Annotated in this window: 11 protein-coding genes and 1 pseudogene; 1 reads left to right on the top strand and 11 read right to left on the bottom strand. The window is 64.9% G+C overall.

Translation table 11 applies throughout. The features are described 5' to 3' along the window. Window positions 1–87 precede the first annotated feature (87 nt). The 7 genes from fdhA to glyA form a co-directional block, all read right to left on the bottom strand. The gene (gene fdhA / locus MnOB_RS00265; RefSeq protein ID WP_077520534.1) at window positions 88–1,287 is read right to left on the bottom strand and encodes a formaldehyde dehydrogenase, glutathione-independent; all 1,200 of its coding nucleotides are present in this window, start codon (window positions 1,285–1,287) and stop codon (window positions 88–90) included. A 183-nt stretch (window positions 1,288–1,470) separates the two neighbouring features. Continuing rightward, window positions 1,471–2,334 carry a formyltetrahydrofolate deformylase gene (gene purU / locus MnOB_RS00260; RefSeq protein ID WP_077520531.1) on the bottom strand — a complete coding sequence of 288 codons (864 nt, stop codon included), beginning with the start codon at window positions 2,332–2,334 and terminating at the stop codon, window positions 1,471–1,473. Between the two features lie 213 nt (window positions 2,335–2,547). Further along, a complete protein-coding gene (locus MnOB_RS00255) occupies window positions 2,548–3,177 on the bottom strand; it encodes a sarcosine oxidase subunit gamma (RefSeq protein ID WP_077520528.1) in 630 nt (209 codons plus the stop codon). Beyond that, on the bottom strand, window positions 3,170–6,187 hold the full coding sequence (locus tag MnOB_RS00250; RefSeq protein WP_077520525.1) for a sarcosine oxidase subunit alpha: 3,018 nt from the start codon (window positions 6,185–6,187) through the stop codon (window positions 3,170–3,172). Before MnOB_RS00250 ends, MnOB_RS00255 begins: the two co-directional genes overlap by 8 nt. Further along, window positions 6,184–6,510 (bottom strand): sarcosine oxidase subunit delta, encoded by a 327-nt coding sequence (locus MnOB_RS00245; RefSeq protein ID WP_077520522.1) that lies wholly within the window; start codon window positions 6,508–6,510, stop codon window positions 6,184–6,186. The genes MnOB_RS00250 and MnOB_RS00245 overlap by 4 nt, the downstream gene beginning before the upstream one ends. Window positions 6,511–6,643: 133 nt before the next feature. Beyond that, on the bottom strand, window positions 6,644–7,894 hold the full coding sequence (locus tag MnOB_RS00240) for a sarcosine oxidase subunit beta (RefSeq protein ID WP_077520519.1): 1,251 nt from the start codon (window positions 7,892–7,894) through the stop codon (window positions 6,644–6,646). 15 nt (window positions 7,895–7,909) lie between these two features. Then, window positions 7,910–9,163 carry a serine hydroxymethyltransferase gene (gene glyA, locus MnOB_RS00235; RefSeq protein ID WP_077520516.1) on the bottom strand — a complete coding sequence of 418 codons (1,254 nt, stop codon included), beginning with the start codon at window positions 9,161–9,163 and terminating at the stop codon, window positions 7,910–7,912. A gap of 380 nt (window positions 9,164–9,543) precedes the next feature. On the opposite strand from glyA, the gene MnOB_RS00230 reads away from it, so the two are divergent. After that, entirely contained in the window at window positions 9,544–10,563 is a 1,020-nt protein-coding gene (locus tag MnOB_RS00230; RefSeq protein ID WP_077520513.1) for a GlxA family transcriptional regulator, read from the top strand. A 172-nt stretch (window positions 10,564–10,735) separates the two neighbouring features. On the opposite strand, the gene MnOB_RS00225 is transcribed toward MnOB_RS00230, so the two are convergent. The 4 genes and pseudogenes from MnOB_RS00225 to MnOB_RS00210 form a co-directional block, all read right to left on the bottom strand. Next, window positions 10,736–12,079: an MFS transporter gene (locus MnOB_RS00225; RefSeq protein WP_077520510.1), complete on the bottom strand. Its 1,344-nt coding sequence runs from the start codon at window positions 12,077–12,079 to the stop codon at window positions 10,736–10,738. Window positions 12,080–12,373: 294 nt separating this feature from the next. Beyond that, a complete protein-coding gene (locus MnOB_RS00220) occupies window positions 12,374–13,585 on the bottom strand; it encodes a M24 family metallopeptidase (RefSeq protein WP_077520507.1) in 1,212 nt (403 codons plus the stop codon). A 547-nt stretch (window positions 13,586–14,132) separates the two neighbouring features. Beyond that, window positions 14,133–14,441 (bottom strand): annotated as a pseudogene (locus MnOB_RS29865) (helix-turn-helix domain-containing protein); the annotation flags it as partial. Between the two features lie 451 nt (window positions 14,442–14,892). Continuing rightward, window positions 14,893–15,358 (bottom strand): L-serine ammonia-lyase, iron-sulfur-dependent, subunit alpha (locus tag MnOB_RS00210; protein WP_199824415.1); only part of this gene is annotated, 466 nt, incomplete at its 5' end.

Raw genomic sequence — 15,358 nt, 5'->3', positions numbered from 1 at the left:
CCGGAGTAAAAAAAGGGGCCCCGAAGGGCCCCTTGAGGGACAGACGCCGCGGCTGTCACACCCACGGCGTCGGGGTATTGCAGTCGATCAGGCCGCGCTGAAGGTCTTGTGCGGGTCGATGACGAATTTCTTCGGTACGCCAGCATCGAACTCGCCGTAGCCGCGCGGTGCGTCGTCCAGGCTGATGACCTGCACGCCCACCACTTCGGCGATGTTGATGCGGTCCCACATGATCGCTTGCATGAGCGCGCGGTTGTACTTCATCACCGGGGTCTGGCCGGTGTGGAAGCTGTGGGATTTCGCCCAGCCGAGGCCGAAGCGAATGCTCAGGGCGCCGATCTTGGCGGCAGCATCCACCGCGCCCGGGTCTTCGGTGACGTAGAGGCCGGGGATACCGATCTTGCCGGCCACGCGGGTGACCTGCATCAGCGAGTTGAGCACGGTGGCCGGAGCCTCGTGCTGGGCGCCGGAATGGCCGTGGCCGCGAGCTTCGAAGCCCACGGCATCCACCGCGCAATCCACTTCCGGTTCACCCAGCAGCGCAGCAATCTGCTCGTGCAGCGGGGTATCCAGCGACAGGTCGGCGATCTCGAAGCCGACGGCCTTGGCATGGGCCAGGCGCACCGGGTTCACGTCACCCACGATGACCACGGCAGCGCCCAACAGACGGGCGGAGGCGGCAGCGGCGAGACCGACGGGGCCGGCGCCAGCGACATACACGGTGCTGCCCGGACCAACGCCGGCGGTGACCGCACCGTGGTAGCCGGTGGGCAGGATGTCGGAGAGGCAGGTCAGGTCACGGATCTTCTCCATGGCCTTGTCGCGATCCGGCAATTTCAGCAGGTTGAAGTCAGCGTAGGGAACCAGCACGTATTCGGCCTGGCCGCCGGTCCAGTCGCCCATGTCGACATAGCCGTAAGCGCCGCCGGCACGGGCCGGGTTGACGGTCAGGCACACGCCGGTGTGCATTTCCTTGCAGGAGCGGCAGCGGCCGCAGGCCACGTTGAAGGGCACGGAAACCAGGTCGCCGATCTTCAGGTTCTCGACATCGCTACCCTTCTCGATCACCTCACCGGTGATCTCGTGGCCGAGCACCAGGCCGACCTGGGCGGTGGTACGGCCGCGCACCATGTGCTGGTCCGAGCCGCAGATGTTGGTGGAGACCACCTTGAGGATGACCCCGTGTTCGATCTTCTTGCCGCGAGGGTCCTGCATTTTGGGGTAGTCGATCTTCTGGACTTCGACTTTGCCCGAACCGAGATAAACGACACCACGATTACCAGACATGCGTAATTCTCCGTTGTTGTTGTGAACACAAAGGCGCGACCGACGGCCACGCGGCCTTGCACTGGAGCTTGCGTCTGTTGCCGGAACCCGCCGGTGGAGCCTGGCAGAGGCGGGTTCCGTGAAAGTAGGGTGCGCCGTGCGCACCAATGGGTCCCGAAGGTGCGCACAGCGCACCCTACGGGTTCAGGCGTTGAGCACCACCGTGCGGTTGGCGTTGAGGAACACGCGGCGGTCGATGTGGTAGCCGACGGCCTTGGCCAAGGTCAGGCACTCGATGTCGCGGCCCTTGGCGATCAGGTCCTCGGGGTAGTGCGCGTGATCCACCGCCTCGACGCCCTGGGCGATGATCGGGCCTTCGTCGAGGTCGTTATTGATGTAATGCGCCGTGGCGCCCACCAGCTTCACGCCCTTCTGGTAGGCCTGGTGATAAGGCTTGGCGCCCTTGAAGCCGGGCAGCAGCGAGTGGTGGATATTGATCGCCCAGCCATCGAGCTTCTTGCACAGTTCGGGCGACAACACCTGCATGTAGCGGGCGAGCACCACCAGTTCGGCGCCGGATTGCTCGATCACCTGCAGCACCTTGCGCTCTTGCGACGGCTTGTCGTTCGGGTCGAGGGGGAAGTGGTGATAGGGAATCCCGTGCCAGCGGGCGAGCGGCTCCAGGTCCGGGTGGTTGGACACTACCGCCACCACGTCCATGGCCAGTTGGCCGATACGCTGGCGATAGAGCAGGTCGTTCAGGCAGTGGTCGGCCTTGGAGACCATCAACACCACCTTGGCGCGATAGCCCGGCGGCGTCAGTTCCAGCTGCATGTCGAACGGCGCCAAGCGCTCCGCGAGGCCAGCGCGGAAGGCTTGCTCATCGAAGTCGTCCGGCTGGCGGAATTCGACGCGGATGAAGAAGCGCGAAGACAGCCGGTCATCGAAGGAATGGTGTTCGGTGACGTAGCAACGCTGCTCGAAGAGAAAGCGCGTCACCGCATCCACGGTACCGAGCACGCTCGGGCATTGGGCGGTGAGAATCCAGGTATCGGGTGTGCGACTCATATGCGGACTCCGATGTTTTATCTCCCCTCTCCCTCTGGGGTGAAGGGGGACGCTTTTGGAGGCACCGCCTCCAGTGCCCCTGAACGCCAGATTGCGGAGCAATCTGGCCGGGGCGCAGAGCGGGGGCCGGGGGTGAGGGAAGGTCCGAGTGGCACGGGGTATCCCTCACCCCAACCCTCTCCCAGAGGGAGAGGGGGCTATCCGTGCTTCCGATCAGGCCTTCACTGCCAGTCCGAACTCCGCGCTGGCGTCCTGCAGCCAGAGCCAGAAGTAGTCGGAGAAGCTACGGCGGATCAGCAGTTCCCAGGTGTCTTCGCCGGTATGGCGGATCACCAGCGAGGCCTTGGCGAAGGTGCTGCCCACGGCCTTGCCCACCGGGAAGTTGCTCGGGTGCACGTCGTAGGGGGTCGACTTCATCAGCACCTCGCGGGCTTTGGGCCCGGAGAGCTCGAGGATGGTCTGGCCACCGCTGACGTTGACCACGGAGATGTGCTGGCCATCCAGTGCCTTGCGCAGGCGCTGCTCGGTCTCGAACTCCTGGCCGCTCGGCACGATCAGCAGCCACTCATCCGGGCCCAGCCACTGCAGCGAGGTATCGCCACTGGCCACCAGGGTCAGGGCCACCGGCAGCTCCAGGCCCAGGGCGCTGTGCACGCCGCCCGCGAAGGCCGGGTCCTTGGCGTCGCCACGGATCACCAGGTGACCGAGGAGCTTCTTCTCGCGCAGGGTCACCCCTGCGCTGCTCTTGCCCTTGCGTGCAAGCTCATCGAGGCCGGCATGGAACAGCGGCGATTCGGCGTGGGCGGAGTCGGGGCGCTGTTTGTAGACGTTCACGTTAGACATTCTGGCGGTCCCCTTTCGGGTCATAGAACACGGAGCTGCAGATTTCGGCTTCGATCACGCTGCCATCGGCCAGCGGCGCGAAGACGCGCTCGCCGATGCGCTTGAGGCCACCCTTGACCACGGCCATGGCGAAGGAATAACCCATGGTCGAACTCATGTAGCTGGAGGTGACGTGGCCGACCATCTTCATCGGGATGGACTGCTTCGGATCGAACACCAGCTGGGCGCCTTCCGGCAGCACCTTGTTCGGGTCGATGGGCTTGAGGCCTACCAGTTGCTTGCGGTCTTCGCGCAGGCAGTCTTCGCGGTTCATGCCGCGCCAGCCGATCCACGAGAAGGCCTTGTTGCGACCAACGCACCAGCCCATGTTCAGGTCGTCCGGGGTCACCGAGCCATCGGTGTCCTGGCCGACGATGATGAAGCCCTTCTCGGCCCGCAGTACGTGCATGGTTTCGGTGCCATACGGGGTCAGGTTGTACTTCTTGCCGGCCTCGATGATTTTTTCCCACACGCCCAGGGCGTAGTCGGCCTGCACGTTCACTTCGTAGGACAGCTCACCGGTGAAGGAGATGCGGAACACCCGCGCCGGAACGCCGCCTACCTGGCCTTCCTTCCAGGTCATGAAGGGGAAGGCGTCCTTGTCCAGGTCGATGTCGGTGACTTCGGCCAGCAGCTTGCGGCTGTTGGGACCGGACAGGGTCATGGTGGCCCAGTGGTCGGTGACCGAGGTGAAGTACACCTTCAGCTCCGGCCATTCGGTCTGGTGGTAGATCTCCAGCCATTCCATCACCCGGGCGGCACCGCCGGTGGTGGTGGTCATGATGAAGTGGTTCTCGCCGACGCAGGCGGTCACGCCATCGTCGAAGACCATGCCGTCTTCCTTGCACATCAGGCCGTAGCGGGCCTTGCCCACGTCCAGCTTGGTCCAGGCGTTGGTGTACACGCGGTTGAGGAACTCGCGGGCATCCGGGCCCTGGATGTCGATCTTGCCGAGGGTGGACGCATCGAGGATGCCCACGCTGTCACGCACGGCCTTGCACTCGCGGGCTACGGCGGTGTGCAGGTCTTCGCCACGCTTGGGGAAGTACCACGGGCGCTTCCACTGGCCGACGTCTTCGAACTCAGCGGCCTGCTCCAGGTGCCAACGGTGCATCGCGGTATAGCGCTTGGGCTCGAACAGGTGGCCGCAGTGACGACCGGCGACGGCGCCGAAGGTCACCGGGGTGTAGTTCGGGCGGAACATGGTGGTGCCCATCTCGGCGATGGAGATGCCCATCGAGCGAGCGGCGATGGCCAGACCGTTGATGTTGCCCAGCTTGCCCTGGTCGGTACCGAAGCCCAGCGCGGTGTAGCGCTTGACGTGCTCGACCGACTCGAAGCCTTCACGGGTGGCCAGTTCGATACCGGCGGAGGTGACGTCGTTCTGCAGGTCGACGAACTGCTTCGGCGCGCGGGAAGTGGACTTGTCGTGCGGCACCTGGAACAGGCCCACGGTCGCTTCTTCCTTGCGCTTCTCGGTCTTCGGCACGGTGCCTTCGACCAACTTGAAGCCGGCTTCGGCCGCAGCCTTGGCACCGACCTCGAAACCGTCAGCCAGGGCATCGCCCAGACCGAACACGCCGTTCACGGCACCGGCGCAGATGCGCTTCTGGAAGCCTTCACCGGGCACAAAGGCGAGAATGTCTTCACGCCAGATCGGCTTGCCGCCCAGGTGCGACGCCAGGTGTACCACCGGGCTGTAGCCGCCGGAGCTGGCGATCAGGTCGCAGTCCACCACTTCGCCGGGGCTGGTGACCTTGTGGCTCTTCAGGTCGATGGCACAGATGCGGGCACCGGTGACGCGCTTGCTGCCGCGAGCCTCGACCACGGCGCTGCCGGTGAGGATACGCACGCCACGGGCACGGGCCTCTTCGACCCAGGCGCCACGCGGGTTGCTGCGGGCGTCGGCCACGGCTACCACTTTCTGGCCGGCGTCGAGCCAGTCCAGCACCACGCGGTAGGCGTAATCGTTGTTGGTGGACAGCACGAGTTGGCGGCCCGGGGCCACGCTGTAGCGGTTCACGTAGGTGGAGACGGCACCCGCGAGCATGTTGCCGGGCACGTCGTTGTTCGAATACACCAGCGGACGCTCGTGGGCGCCGGCGGCCAGCACCACGCGCTTGGCGCGGACGCGGTGGACACGGTGACGGGCCTGGCCATGGGGCGCGACTTCGCCCAGGTGGTCAGTCAGGCGCTGGTGGATGGTGAGGAAGTTGTGGTCGTGATAGCCGTTCACCGTGGCGCGCGGCAACAGGGTCACTTCCGGCAGCTTCGCCAGTTCAGCAATGGCCTTGGTCACCCACTCCGAGGCGGGCTTGCCGTCCAGGGTCTCACGGGTGTCCAGCAGGCTGCCGCCGAACTCTTCCTGCTCGTCAGCCAGGATCACACGGGCGCCGCTGCGGCCGGCGGCCAGGGCGGCGGCGATACCGGCAGGGCCGGCGCCGACCACCAGCACGTCGCAGTACTGGTTCATGTGGTCGTAGATATCCGGGTCGACTTCCAGAGGGGCACGACCGAGGCCAGCGGCCTTGCGGATGTACTTCTCGTAGGTCAGCCACAGGTTCTGCGGATACATGAAGGTCTTGTAGTAAAACCCGGGCGGCATCATGGAACCGCCGACCTTGCCGAGGATACCCATGACGTCGTTGTTCACGCTCGGCCAGCCGTTGGTGCTGGTCGCCACCAGGCCTGCATAGAGGGCCTGCTGGGTGGCGCGCACGTTCGGCACCTGGGAGCTCTCGGTGGAGCCGATCTGCAGCACGGCGTTGGGCTCTTCCGCACCGGCGGCGACGATGCCGCGCGGACGGGAGTACTTGAAGCTGCGGCCGATGATATCGACGCCGTTGGCCAACAGGGCGGCGGCCAGGGTGTCGCCGGCGAAGCCCTGATAGTTCTGGCCGTTGAAGGTGAAGGTCAGCGGTTGGCTGCGATCGACGCGACCACCCTTGGGAAGGCGATTGACCTGGCTCATGCCGTTACTCCTGCGGTCGCGGCTTTCTTCTCGCCGACGTTGGCCTCGGTGACAGTGGGCTTCTCACCGATCTTGTAGGTTTCGAGGATTTCGTAGCTCACGGTGTGGCGCGTGGCGTTGAAATACTTGCGGCAGCCGGCGGCGTGCACCCACAGCTCGTGGTGGATGCCGCGCGGGTTGTCGCGGAAGAAGATGTAGTCGCCCCACTCCTCGTCGGTGCAGGCGTTGGCGTCCAGGGGGCGCGGGATGTGCGCCTGGCCCTTGGCATGGAATTCCTCTTCGGAGCGCAGCTCCCCGCAGTAGGGGCAGAAGATGTGCAGCATGGTGGTGGTCTCCGGTGAATCTCTTTATCTCCCCTCTCCCCTTGGGAGAGGGGCCGGGGGTGAGGGATGTCGGCCTTGGCGCGGTAGCCGGTCCCCTCACCCCAGCCCTCTCCCCGAAGGAGAGGGAGCTTGATCAGTGCGCTACCGCGGCAGCCCCGTGTTCATCGATCAGTGCGCCGGTATGGAAACGGTCGATGGAGAAGGGCTTGGCCAGCGGGTGCATCTCGCCACGCGCCAGGCTCGCCGCGAAGACGTGGCCCGAACCCGGCGTGGCCTTGAAGCCGCCGGTGCCCCAGCCGCAGTTGAAGAACAGGTTCTTCACCGGGGTCTTGGAGATGATCGGGCAAGCGTCCGGAGTGGTATCCACGATGCCGCCCCACTGACGGTTCATGCGCACGCGGGAGAGGATCGGGAACATCTCCACGATGGCCTGCAAGGTGTGCTCGATGGTCCCGTAGGAGCCGCGCTGGCCGTAGCCGTTGTAGCCGTCGATACCGGCACCGATGACCAGGTCGCCCTTGTCCGACTGGCTGATGTAGCCATGCACGGCGTTGGACATGATCACGCTGTGGATGATCGGCTTGATCGGCTCGGACACCAGGGCCTGCAGCGGGTGGGATTCCAGCGGAAGGCGGAAACCGGCCTGCTTGGCCATATGGCCGGAGTTACCAGCGGTGACCACGCCGACGCGCTTGGCGCCGATGAAGCCGCGATTGGTCTCGACACCGATCACCGCGCCATCCTGCTTGCGGAAACCGAGCACCTCGGTGTTCTGCAGCAGGTCGACGCCCAGGGCGTCGGCGGCGCGAGCGTAGCCCCAGGCTACGGCGTCATGGCGGGCCACGCCCCCACGACGCTGAACGGTGGAACCCATGATCGGGTAACGGGTGCTTTTGCTGCAGTCGAGGAAGGGAATCTCCTCGGCTACCTGACGCGCATCCAGCAGTTCGCCATCCACGCCGTTCAGGCGGTTGGCGTTGACCCGGCGTGCCGAGTCACGCATGTCCTGCAGGGTGTGGCAGAGGTTGTAGACGCCACGCTGGGAGAACATCACGTTGTAGTTCAGGTCCTGGGACAGGCCTTCCCACAGTTTCATCGCGTGCTCGTACAGCTGCGCCGCCTCGTCCCACAGGTAGTTGGAGCGGACGATGGTGGTGTTGCGCGCAGTGTTGCCGCCGCCCAGCCAGCCCTTCTCCACTACCGCGACGTTCTTCACGCCGAATTCCTTGGCCAGGTAGTAGGCAGTGGCCAGGCCATGGCCGCCACCGCCGACGATGATCACGTCATAGACCGGCTTCGGCGTCGGGTTGCGCCACATGCGTTGCCAGTTCTCGTGGTGGCTCAGGGAGTGCTTGAACAGACCGAAGCCGGAATAACGTTGCATGTTCGGACTCCTGGATTAGCGGTAGACAGGGAAGTCGGCGCAGAGGCCGGCGACCTGTTTGGCCACCTGGGCTTCGACGTCGGCATCGCCGAGGTGGTCGAGGATGTCGCAGATCCAGCCGGCCAGCTCGATGCTCTGGGCTTCCTTGAAGCCACGGCTGGTGATGGCCGGGGTACCGATGCGCACGCCGGAAGTCACGAAGGGCGACTGCGGGTCGTTCGGTACGGCGTTCTTGTTCACGGTGATGCCGGCGCGGCCGAGGGCGGCGTCCGCTTCCTTGCCGGTCTTGCCCTGCTTGATCAGGCTGACCAGGAACAGGTGGTTGTCGGTACCGCCGGAGACCACGTCGTAGCCGCGATCGATGAACACCTTGGCCATGGCCTGGGCGTTCTGGATCACCTGGGCCTGGTACTCCTTGAAGCCGGGCTCCAGCGCTTCCTTGAAGCACACGGCCTTGGCGGCGATCACGTGCATCAGCGGGCCACCCTGGGCGCCGGGGAAGACGGCGGAGTTCAGCTTCTTCTCGATCTCTTCGTTGGACTTGGCCAGGATCAGGCCGCCACGCGGACCGCGCAGGGTCTTGTGGGTGGTGGTGGTGACCACGTCGGCGTAGGGCAGCGGGTTCGGGTACAGGCCAGCGGCGACCAGGCCGGCAACGTGGGCCATGTCGACGAACAGCAGCGCACCCACCTTGTCGGCGATGGCGCGGAAGCGCGGGAAGTCGAGGGTCTTGGAGTAGGCGGAGAAGCCGGCGACGATCATCTTCGGCTTGTGCTCGACAGCCAGGCGCTCGACTTCGTCGTAATCGATCAGGCCAGTGGCGGTGTCCAGGCCGTACTGCACGGCGTTGTACAGCTTGCCGGAGGACGACACCTTCGCGCCGTGGGTCAGGTGGCCGCCGTGGGCCAGGCTCATGCCGAGAATGGTGTCACCGGCGTTCAGCAGGGCCAGGTAGACGGCGCTGTTGGCTTGCGAGCCGGAGTGCGGCTGGACGTTGGCGTAGTCGGCGCCGAACAGTTGCTTGGCACGGTCGATGGCCAGTTGTTCGACCTTGTCGACGAACTCACAGCCACCGTAATAGCGCTTGCCCGGGTAGCCTTCGGCGTACTTGTTGGTCAGGCCGCTGCCCTGGGCTTCCATCACGCGCTTGCTGGTGTAGTTCTCCGAGGCGATCAGCTCGATGTGGTCTTCCTGACGCTGCTCTTCTTCCTGAATCGCGCTGAACAGTTCGTCGTCGTAACCCTGGATCTGGTCTTGCTTGCTGAACATCGATGATCTCCTGCGACAACCCGCTGTCGTCTCTGTTGTTTTGGGGGCTTGGCGCCTGCCGCTGCAATACGGTCGGTGCCAGCCTGTTGCGGCCGATTGTGCGAGTTAGTCCGACACCCCGTTTGCCTGTTTGCGACGTGTAAATGCCCAAACCTACCCTGGCAGCGAGGTAAAACCGTTCGATTACCCAAGACCTCTCCGCCAGCCCCCGGATATCGCGCAGGGACGCCACTGGTGCGGGCTTGGAATGGGTGTAAGCTGGACCCCGGCGCAGGCCTGCTCCCACGCCGCAGAACAATAAAAAGACAGAACTGCATTTCGACTTCTGCCTCACCCGCCAATACCCAAAAACGACAGTCGATGCAGTGGAGGAAGAACCCATGGCTGTTGCGAATCTTGCGCCGCCGTCCGTCGACGAAATCCAGGCCCAATCCCAGCCTGCCGCAGTGAAGACCTTCGGTTTCCTGCTGATCCCCAACTTCACCACCATCGGCTTCGCTTCGGCTATCGAGACCCTGCGCATGGCCAACCTGGCCGCCAAGCGCACCCTATTCCGTACCCTGCTGATCGCCGCCGACCACGAGCCGGTGCAAGCCAGCAATGGCATGCGCGTGGTCCCCGACTACAGCCTCGAGGACGCCCCCGCACTGGACGCCCTGTTCGTCGTCGGCTCCAACCCCATGCCAACTCGCTACGACCGGCGCCTGCTCAACTGGGTGCGCAAGCTGTCCCAGCACGACGTGGCGCTGGGCGGCATCTGCACCGGCAGTCACCTGCTGGCCAGCGCCGAGCTGCTCAAGGGCTATCGCTGCACGGTGCACTGGGAAGACATCGAACAGGTAAAGGACAAGTTTCCCGGCATCGTCATTTCCAACCAGCTGTTCGAGCTGGATCGCGACCGCTACACCTGCTCCGGTGGCACGGCATCCATGGATATGACCCTGCAACTGATCGCCCGCGAGCCGGGTGGTGTGGAGATCGCCACCCGCGCCGCCGAACTCCTGCTCTGCGACCGCATGCGCGGCGCCCGCGAGCAACAGCGCGTTCCGCTGCGACAGAAGCTCGGCCACGCCCAGCCGAAGCTGAGCCAGATCGTCGCGATCATGGAAGCCAACCTGGAGGAACCGCTGGAGCTTGAAGAACTGGCGCAGCTCAACGAAGTGTCGGTACGCCAGCTTGAACGGCTGTTCCACAAGTACCTGGACCGCACCCCCAGCCAGTACTACCTGGAACTGCGCCTGAACCGCGCCCGCGACCTGCTGCTGCGCAGCGAATCCCAGGTCCGCGACATCGCCCTGGCCTGCGGCTTCGCCTCACCGGCGCACTTCTCCAAGTGCTACAGCCGCTTCTTCGGCCATTCGCCGCGCGGGGAGCGCAAGCAGAGTCCGTTGCATTTGTAGGGGCGAATTCATTCGCCAAGGGCGGCGCAGCTGCCCCGTCGGACTCGTAGGGCAGACCTGCGGTCTGCTTGGCGAATGAATTCGCCCCCACAAGGAAATCGAGCCTCCCCTTCAGCCAAAACAAAAACGCCGCCCTCCTCTCGGGGGCGGCGTTTTCTATTCAGGACTGCCCTCAGTCGTCCGCCAGGGCCTTATGCGCCGTCTCGCTGATGCAGAGCATCGCCAGCAGGGCCACGGCCGCTGCCGTCACCAGCATCCAGGCTGGCGCGAGCTTGTCGCCGGTCTGGCTGATCAGCCAGGTGGCGATGAAGGGCGCCGTCCCGCCAAACAGGGCGTTGGCCGTATTGAAGCTGAAGGCGAAGCCGCTGTAGCGCACCCGCGTCGGGAAGACCTCGGCGAGGAAGCACGGCAGGGTGCCGTCGTTCATCGCCAGCATCAGGCCGAAGGCGATCTGGATCAGCAGGATGAAGGCGAAGCCCTGCCCTTCCAGCAGACCGAACAGCGGCACCGTGAGCCCGAGGAACAGCAATGACGCGGCGATCAGCATGGTCTTGCGGCCGAAACGGTCGGACAGCTTGCCCATCAGGAAGATGAAACCGATGTAGGTCGCCAGCGACACGGTGGACGCCAGGAAGGAGTCGGTCTCGGTCATGCCCATCTCGGTGGAGAGGTAGGTCGGCATGTAGCTGAGGATCAGGTAGAAGGCCACCGCGTTGAGGCAGGTGACGCCGATGGCCACCAGCACCTTCCTGCGGTGCACGCCCATAAGCTCGCGGATCGGCACCTTGTGCCCGGCTTCCTTCTGCTCCATCGCCTGCTCCATTTCACGGAACTTGGGCGTGTCCTGCAGGTGCAGGCGAATGTAGCGGCCGATCAGCCCCAGCGGCGCCGCCAGCAGGAACGGAATGCGCCAGCCCCAGCTGTGCAGTTGCTCGGTATCCAGTTGCGAATAGAGCAGTGCCGCGAACAGCGAGCCGAACAGCAACCCTGCCGCCGTGCTGGCCGGCACCAGGCAGGTGTAGAAACCGCGCTTGTTGTCCGGGGCGTATTCGGCGAGGAAGGCCGCCGCGCCGGCGTATTCCCCTGAGGCCGAGAAGCCCTGCACCAGGCGGATCAGCAGGAGCAACAGCGGCGCCAACATGCCCACCTGGGCGTAGGTCGGCAGCAGCGCGATGCAGAAGGTGGCGCCGGACATGATCAGGATGGACAGGGACAGGGCGTTACGCCGGCCGTAACGGTCGCCGATATGACCCCAGACGATGCCCCCGATGGGGCGGATGATGAAGGAAATGGCGAACACCGCGAAGGCCGCCAGCAGGCCGGTGGTCTTGTCGGTGGCGGGGAAGAACACCACCGCGATCACCGCGGCCAGGTAGCCGTAGGCGGCGTAGTCGAACCACTCGACGAAGTTGCCGATGAAACTGGCGGTCGCCGCGCGACGGAGGGTGCTGCGCTCGCTGCTGGCCATCTGGCTGCCGGCCTGGCCGTAGGCCAGGGACTGGTTGGATAGGCTCATCGGGCACCCCCTTCGCTGGGGAGATGCACCTGGATGCCTGGATTATGGACGGGAGCGCCCCGACCGTTGTTGAAAGACACACTATCGGCCGCTCCCCAGGGGAGCGTTCCTGCAATAAACCTGACCATCGCCTGTACCTCTATTGTTATGTCGTGTAGTTCGGCAGCGGGTAGTCAAAGGGCGGCGCGTGCGCGGGGTCGGGGCCCCGTGAATTCCGCGCGTCGATTCTTGTTGTGGTGATGCGTGTAACCACGGCCCGCGCAGGAGGTCGGCTCTGCGCGGGCGTGGGCTGGATCATTTGCGGATGATGTTTTTCTCCGGGCCGTAGGGGAACTTGGTGATGTTCTCAGCACCGTTCTCGTTGACGATCAGGATGTCGTGTTCGCGATAACCGCCGGCACCCGGCAGGCCTTCCGGCAGCATGATCATCGGCTCCATGGACACCACCATGCCCGGCTCCAGCACGGTGTCGATGTCCTCGCGCAGCTCCAGCCCGGCCTCGCGGCCGTAGTAGTGGCTGAGGGTGCCGAAGGAGTGGCCGTAGCCGAAGGTGCGGTACTGCAGCACATCGTGCTTGAGGAAGATCTCGTTCAGCTCACGGGCGATATCGCTGCAGCGCGCACCCGGCTTGATCAGCTTCAGGCCGGCTTCATGCACCTCGACGTTGACCTGCCACAGGCGCAGGTGGTCGTCGGAGCAATGGTCCAGGAACAGGGTGCGCTCCAGCGCGGTGTAGTAGCCGGCGATCATCGGGAAGCAGTTGAGGCTGAGGATGTCGCCCTTGTTCACCTTGCGGGTGGTCACCGGGTTGTGCGCGCCGTCGGTGTTGATGCCGGACTGGAACCAGGTCCAGGTGTCCATCAGCTCCACGTCCTCGAAGGTGTCGGCAATGGCGCGCACCATGGCCTGGGTGGCGTGCAGCGCTACTTCGTATTCCGGCACCTGGTCGCGCAGGGCTTCAACCACCGCCGCGCCACCGATGTCGGCGATGCGCGCGCCGTGGCGGATCATCACGTGCTCTTCCGCGGACTTGATCATGCGCATGCGCATGCAGGCAGCGGCCACGTCCACCAACTCGGCGTCCGGATAGCGCGCGGCCAGCTTGTCGCGGTTCTGCAGGTTCAGGTGGTCATGTTCGATGCCGATGCGACGAGCCTTGGGCAGGGCCTGCTGGATGGCGACGAAGTAGTTATCGCGCTGCCAGTCGGTGTAGACGATGTTGTCGGTGCCGACAGTGCGGCGCCACGGTTGGCCGCCGTCGATGTTGGCGCTGATGCTGATGACGTCGTCCTGGGTCACCACCAGCGCATAGGGGCGGCCGAAGGAGCAGTAGAGGAAGTCGGAGTAGTAGTTGATGTTGTGGTACGAGGTGAAGATCGCAGCGTCGATGTTCTCCGCCGCCAGATGCGCGCGCAGCTTGGCGTGGCGATTGGCGAATTCCTGGGCGGAGAAGGTGGATTTGACCTTGTCGCCGTTACGGATGCGGAGCGTCTTGGGCATTTGCATGGCGGTGAACCCTTGTTGTTTTCCACTGACTCGACACACCGGATTAGTGGGCCGTTGGACAGCATTGCAACAGAAGCCCCCCGCCACTTTTTGTACGAATCCGACCCGAAATTGGTCAGATCCGCTGGGGTGGCTTGGTTGCGATCCGAGGTGTCTTTGATGACTGCGAGCGGGGGATTGGGCACCCTCACCCCAACCCTCTCCCATAGGGAGAGGGAGCTGTCCGTGCAAGGGCATGATCTAGCGTCACCCCTCTCCCTCCGGGAGAGGGGCCGGGGGTGAGGGAAGGTGGGATTAGCGCGGACTACCGCTCTTCTGTAGGGGCGAAGTCATTCGCCAAGGGCGGCGTAGCTGCCCCCTGTTACACCCATTGGCAGACCTTCGGCCTGCTTGGCGAATGAATTCGCCCCTACAAGGGAAACGCCCTACTCCGAGCCCAGCCCACCAAAAAAACAGGCCCGAACCGTGCTGCCAGGCACGGGCGGGCCCGAAGTGGTGCCATGGGATCTCAGTGCATAGCGGCGCGGCAGAGCTGCGGCTTGTCCAGCCGCTCGGTGCTGGGCGGGATGCCGAAGTGCTCGCGGTAGCACTTGGAGAAGTTCTGCGGGGAAAGGAAGCCGCAACCAAAGGCTACCTGCACCACCGGCATCGCGGTCTGGCGCAGCAGCTGGCGGGCGCGAAGCAGGCGCAGTTTCAGGTAGTAGCGCGATGGCGAGCAGCGCAGGTACTTCTGGAACAGCCTTTCCAGCTGACGACGGGACAGCTCGATGAAGCTGGCCAGATCATCCAGCTCGATGGGCTCTTCCAGGTTGGCCTCCATCAGCGCGATCACCTCCTGCAGCTTGGGCTGGGCGCTGGCCAGGGCGTCGCGCAAAGTCATCCGGCTGGCCCAGGCCGGGACACTTTCGCTGCCCGGAAGCACACCGGCCTCGAGCAACAGTGCACGGGCGGATTCCAGCGCGCCCAGCTTCACGCCGCGGGCGGCCAGGTCGCGGAGTTGCGCGAGCAATCCGGCGTGAGCGAGCGGAGCGCTGTCGCCGCCGCACAGAATCAGGGCGTCCAACGCACTTGCCTCGGCGAGATTGCCTTCGGGCGTCAGCTGCATGCCGTTGCCGGCGCGCACCGGGTTGCCGTCGAACGTCAGCATGCACCAGCGATAACGGCCCGCTCCGGGCTGCTGGTTGGCCAGGCGCAGTGGCTCGAGTGAGCCGGCCAGGGCGATCAGGCTGCAGTCCTCCAACAACAGGAAGCCGATGGATTGGAGGCAGTGTTCAGACGGCGGCAGGGCTTGATAGGCGGTCATGGCATCAGCACTCCACGGCGCTCACGGCCAGGCCGCCGCGCGAAGTTTCCTTGTACTTGTCGTGCATGTCGGCGCCGGTGTCGCGCATGGTGCGGATCACCTGGTCCAGCGAGATGAAGTGCTCGCCGTCGCCACGCAGGGCCATCTGCGCGGCGTTGATCGCCTTCACCGCGGCGATCGCGTTGCGCTCGATGCACGGCACCTGCACCAGCCCGCCGACCGGGTCGCAGGTCAGCCCCAGGTTGTGCTCCAGGCCGATCTCGGCGGCGTTCTCCAGCTGCGCCGGGGTCGCTCCCAGCACTTCCGCCAGGCCGGCCGCCGCCATCGCGCAGGCCGAGCCGACTTCGCCCTGGCAGCCGACTTCGGCACCGGAGATCGAGGCGTTCTTTTTGCACAGGATGCCGACGGCGGCGGCGCCGAGGAGGAAATTCACCACGTCGTCGTCATTGGCTTCGGGGTTGAAGCGCATG

Origin of the sequence: Metapseudomonas resinovorans (assembly GCF_002003485.1) — a bacterium.
Classification (GTDB): domain Bacteria; phylum Pseudomonadota; class Gammaproteobacteria; order Pseudomonadales; family Pseudomonadaceae; genus Metapseudomonas; species Metapseudomonas resinovorans_D.
Note: the sequence above shows the minus strand (reverse complement) of the source record. Positions and strands in the feature narration are given on the sequence as shown.

What these genes read in the sequence shown, in the direction of transcription:
- glyA (WP_077520516.1), bottom strand. Translation starts at nt 9,163, where the DNA reads ATGTTCAGCAAGCAAGACCAGATCCAGGGTTACGACGACGAACTGTTC.
- MnOB_RS00220 (WP_077520507.1), bottom strand. Translation starts at nt 13,585, where the DNA reads ATGCAAATGCCCAAGACGCTCCGCATCCGTAACGGCGACAAGGTCAAA.
- fdhA (WP_077520534.1), bottom strand. Translation starts at nt 1,287, where the DNA reads ATGTCTGGTAATCGTGGTGTCGTTTATCTCGGTTCGGGCAAAGTCGAA.
- MnOB_RS00230 (WP_077520513.1), top strand. Translation starts at nt 9,544, where the DNA reads ATGGCTGTTGCGAATCTTGCGCCGCCGTCCGTCGACGAAATCCAGGCC.
- purU (WP_077520531.1), bottom strand. Translation starts at nt 2,334, where the DNA reads ATGAGTCGCACACCCGATACCTGGATTCTCACCGCCCAATGCCCGAGC.
- MnOB_RS00245 (WP_077520522.1), bottom strand. Translation starts at nt 6,510, where the DNA reads ATGCTGCACATCTTCTGCCCCTACTGCGGGGAGCTGCGCTCCGAAGAG.
- MnOB_RS00255 (WP_077520528.1), bottom strand. Translation starts at nt 3,177, where the DNA reads ATGTCTAACGTGAACGTCTACAAACAGCGCCCCGACTCCGCCCACGCC.
- MnOB_RS00240 (WP_077520519.1), bottom strand. Translation starts at nt 7,894, where the DNA reads ATGCAACGTTATTCCGGCTTCGGTCTGTTCAAGCACTCCCTGAGCCAC.
- MnOB_RS00250 (WP_077520525.1), bottom strand. Translation starts at nt 6,187, where the DNA reads ATGAGCCAGGTCAATCGCCTTCCCAAGGGTGGTCGCGTCGATCGCAGC.
- MnOB_RS00225 (WP_077520510.1), bottom strand. Translation starts at nt 12,079, where the DNA reads ATGAGCCTATCCAACCAGTCCCTGGCCTACGGCCAGGCCGGCAGCCAG.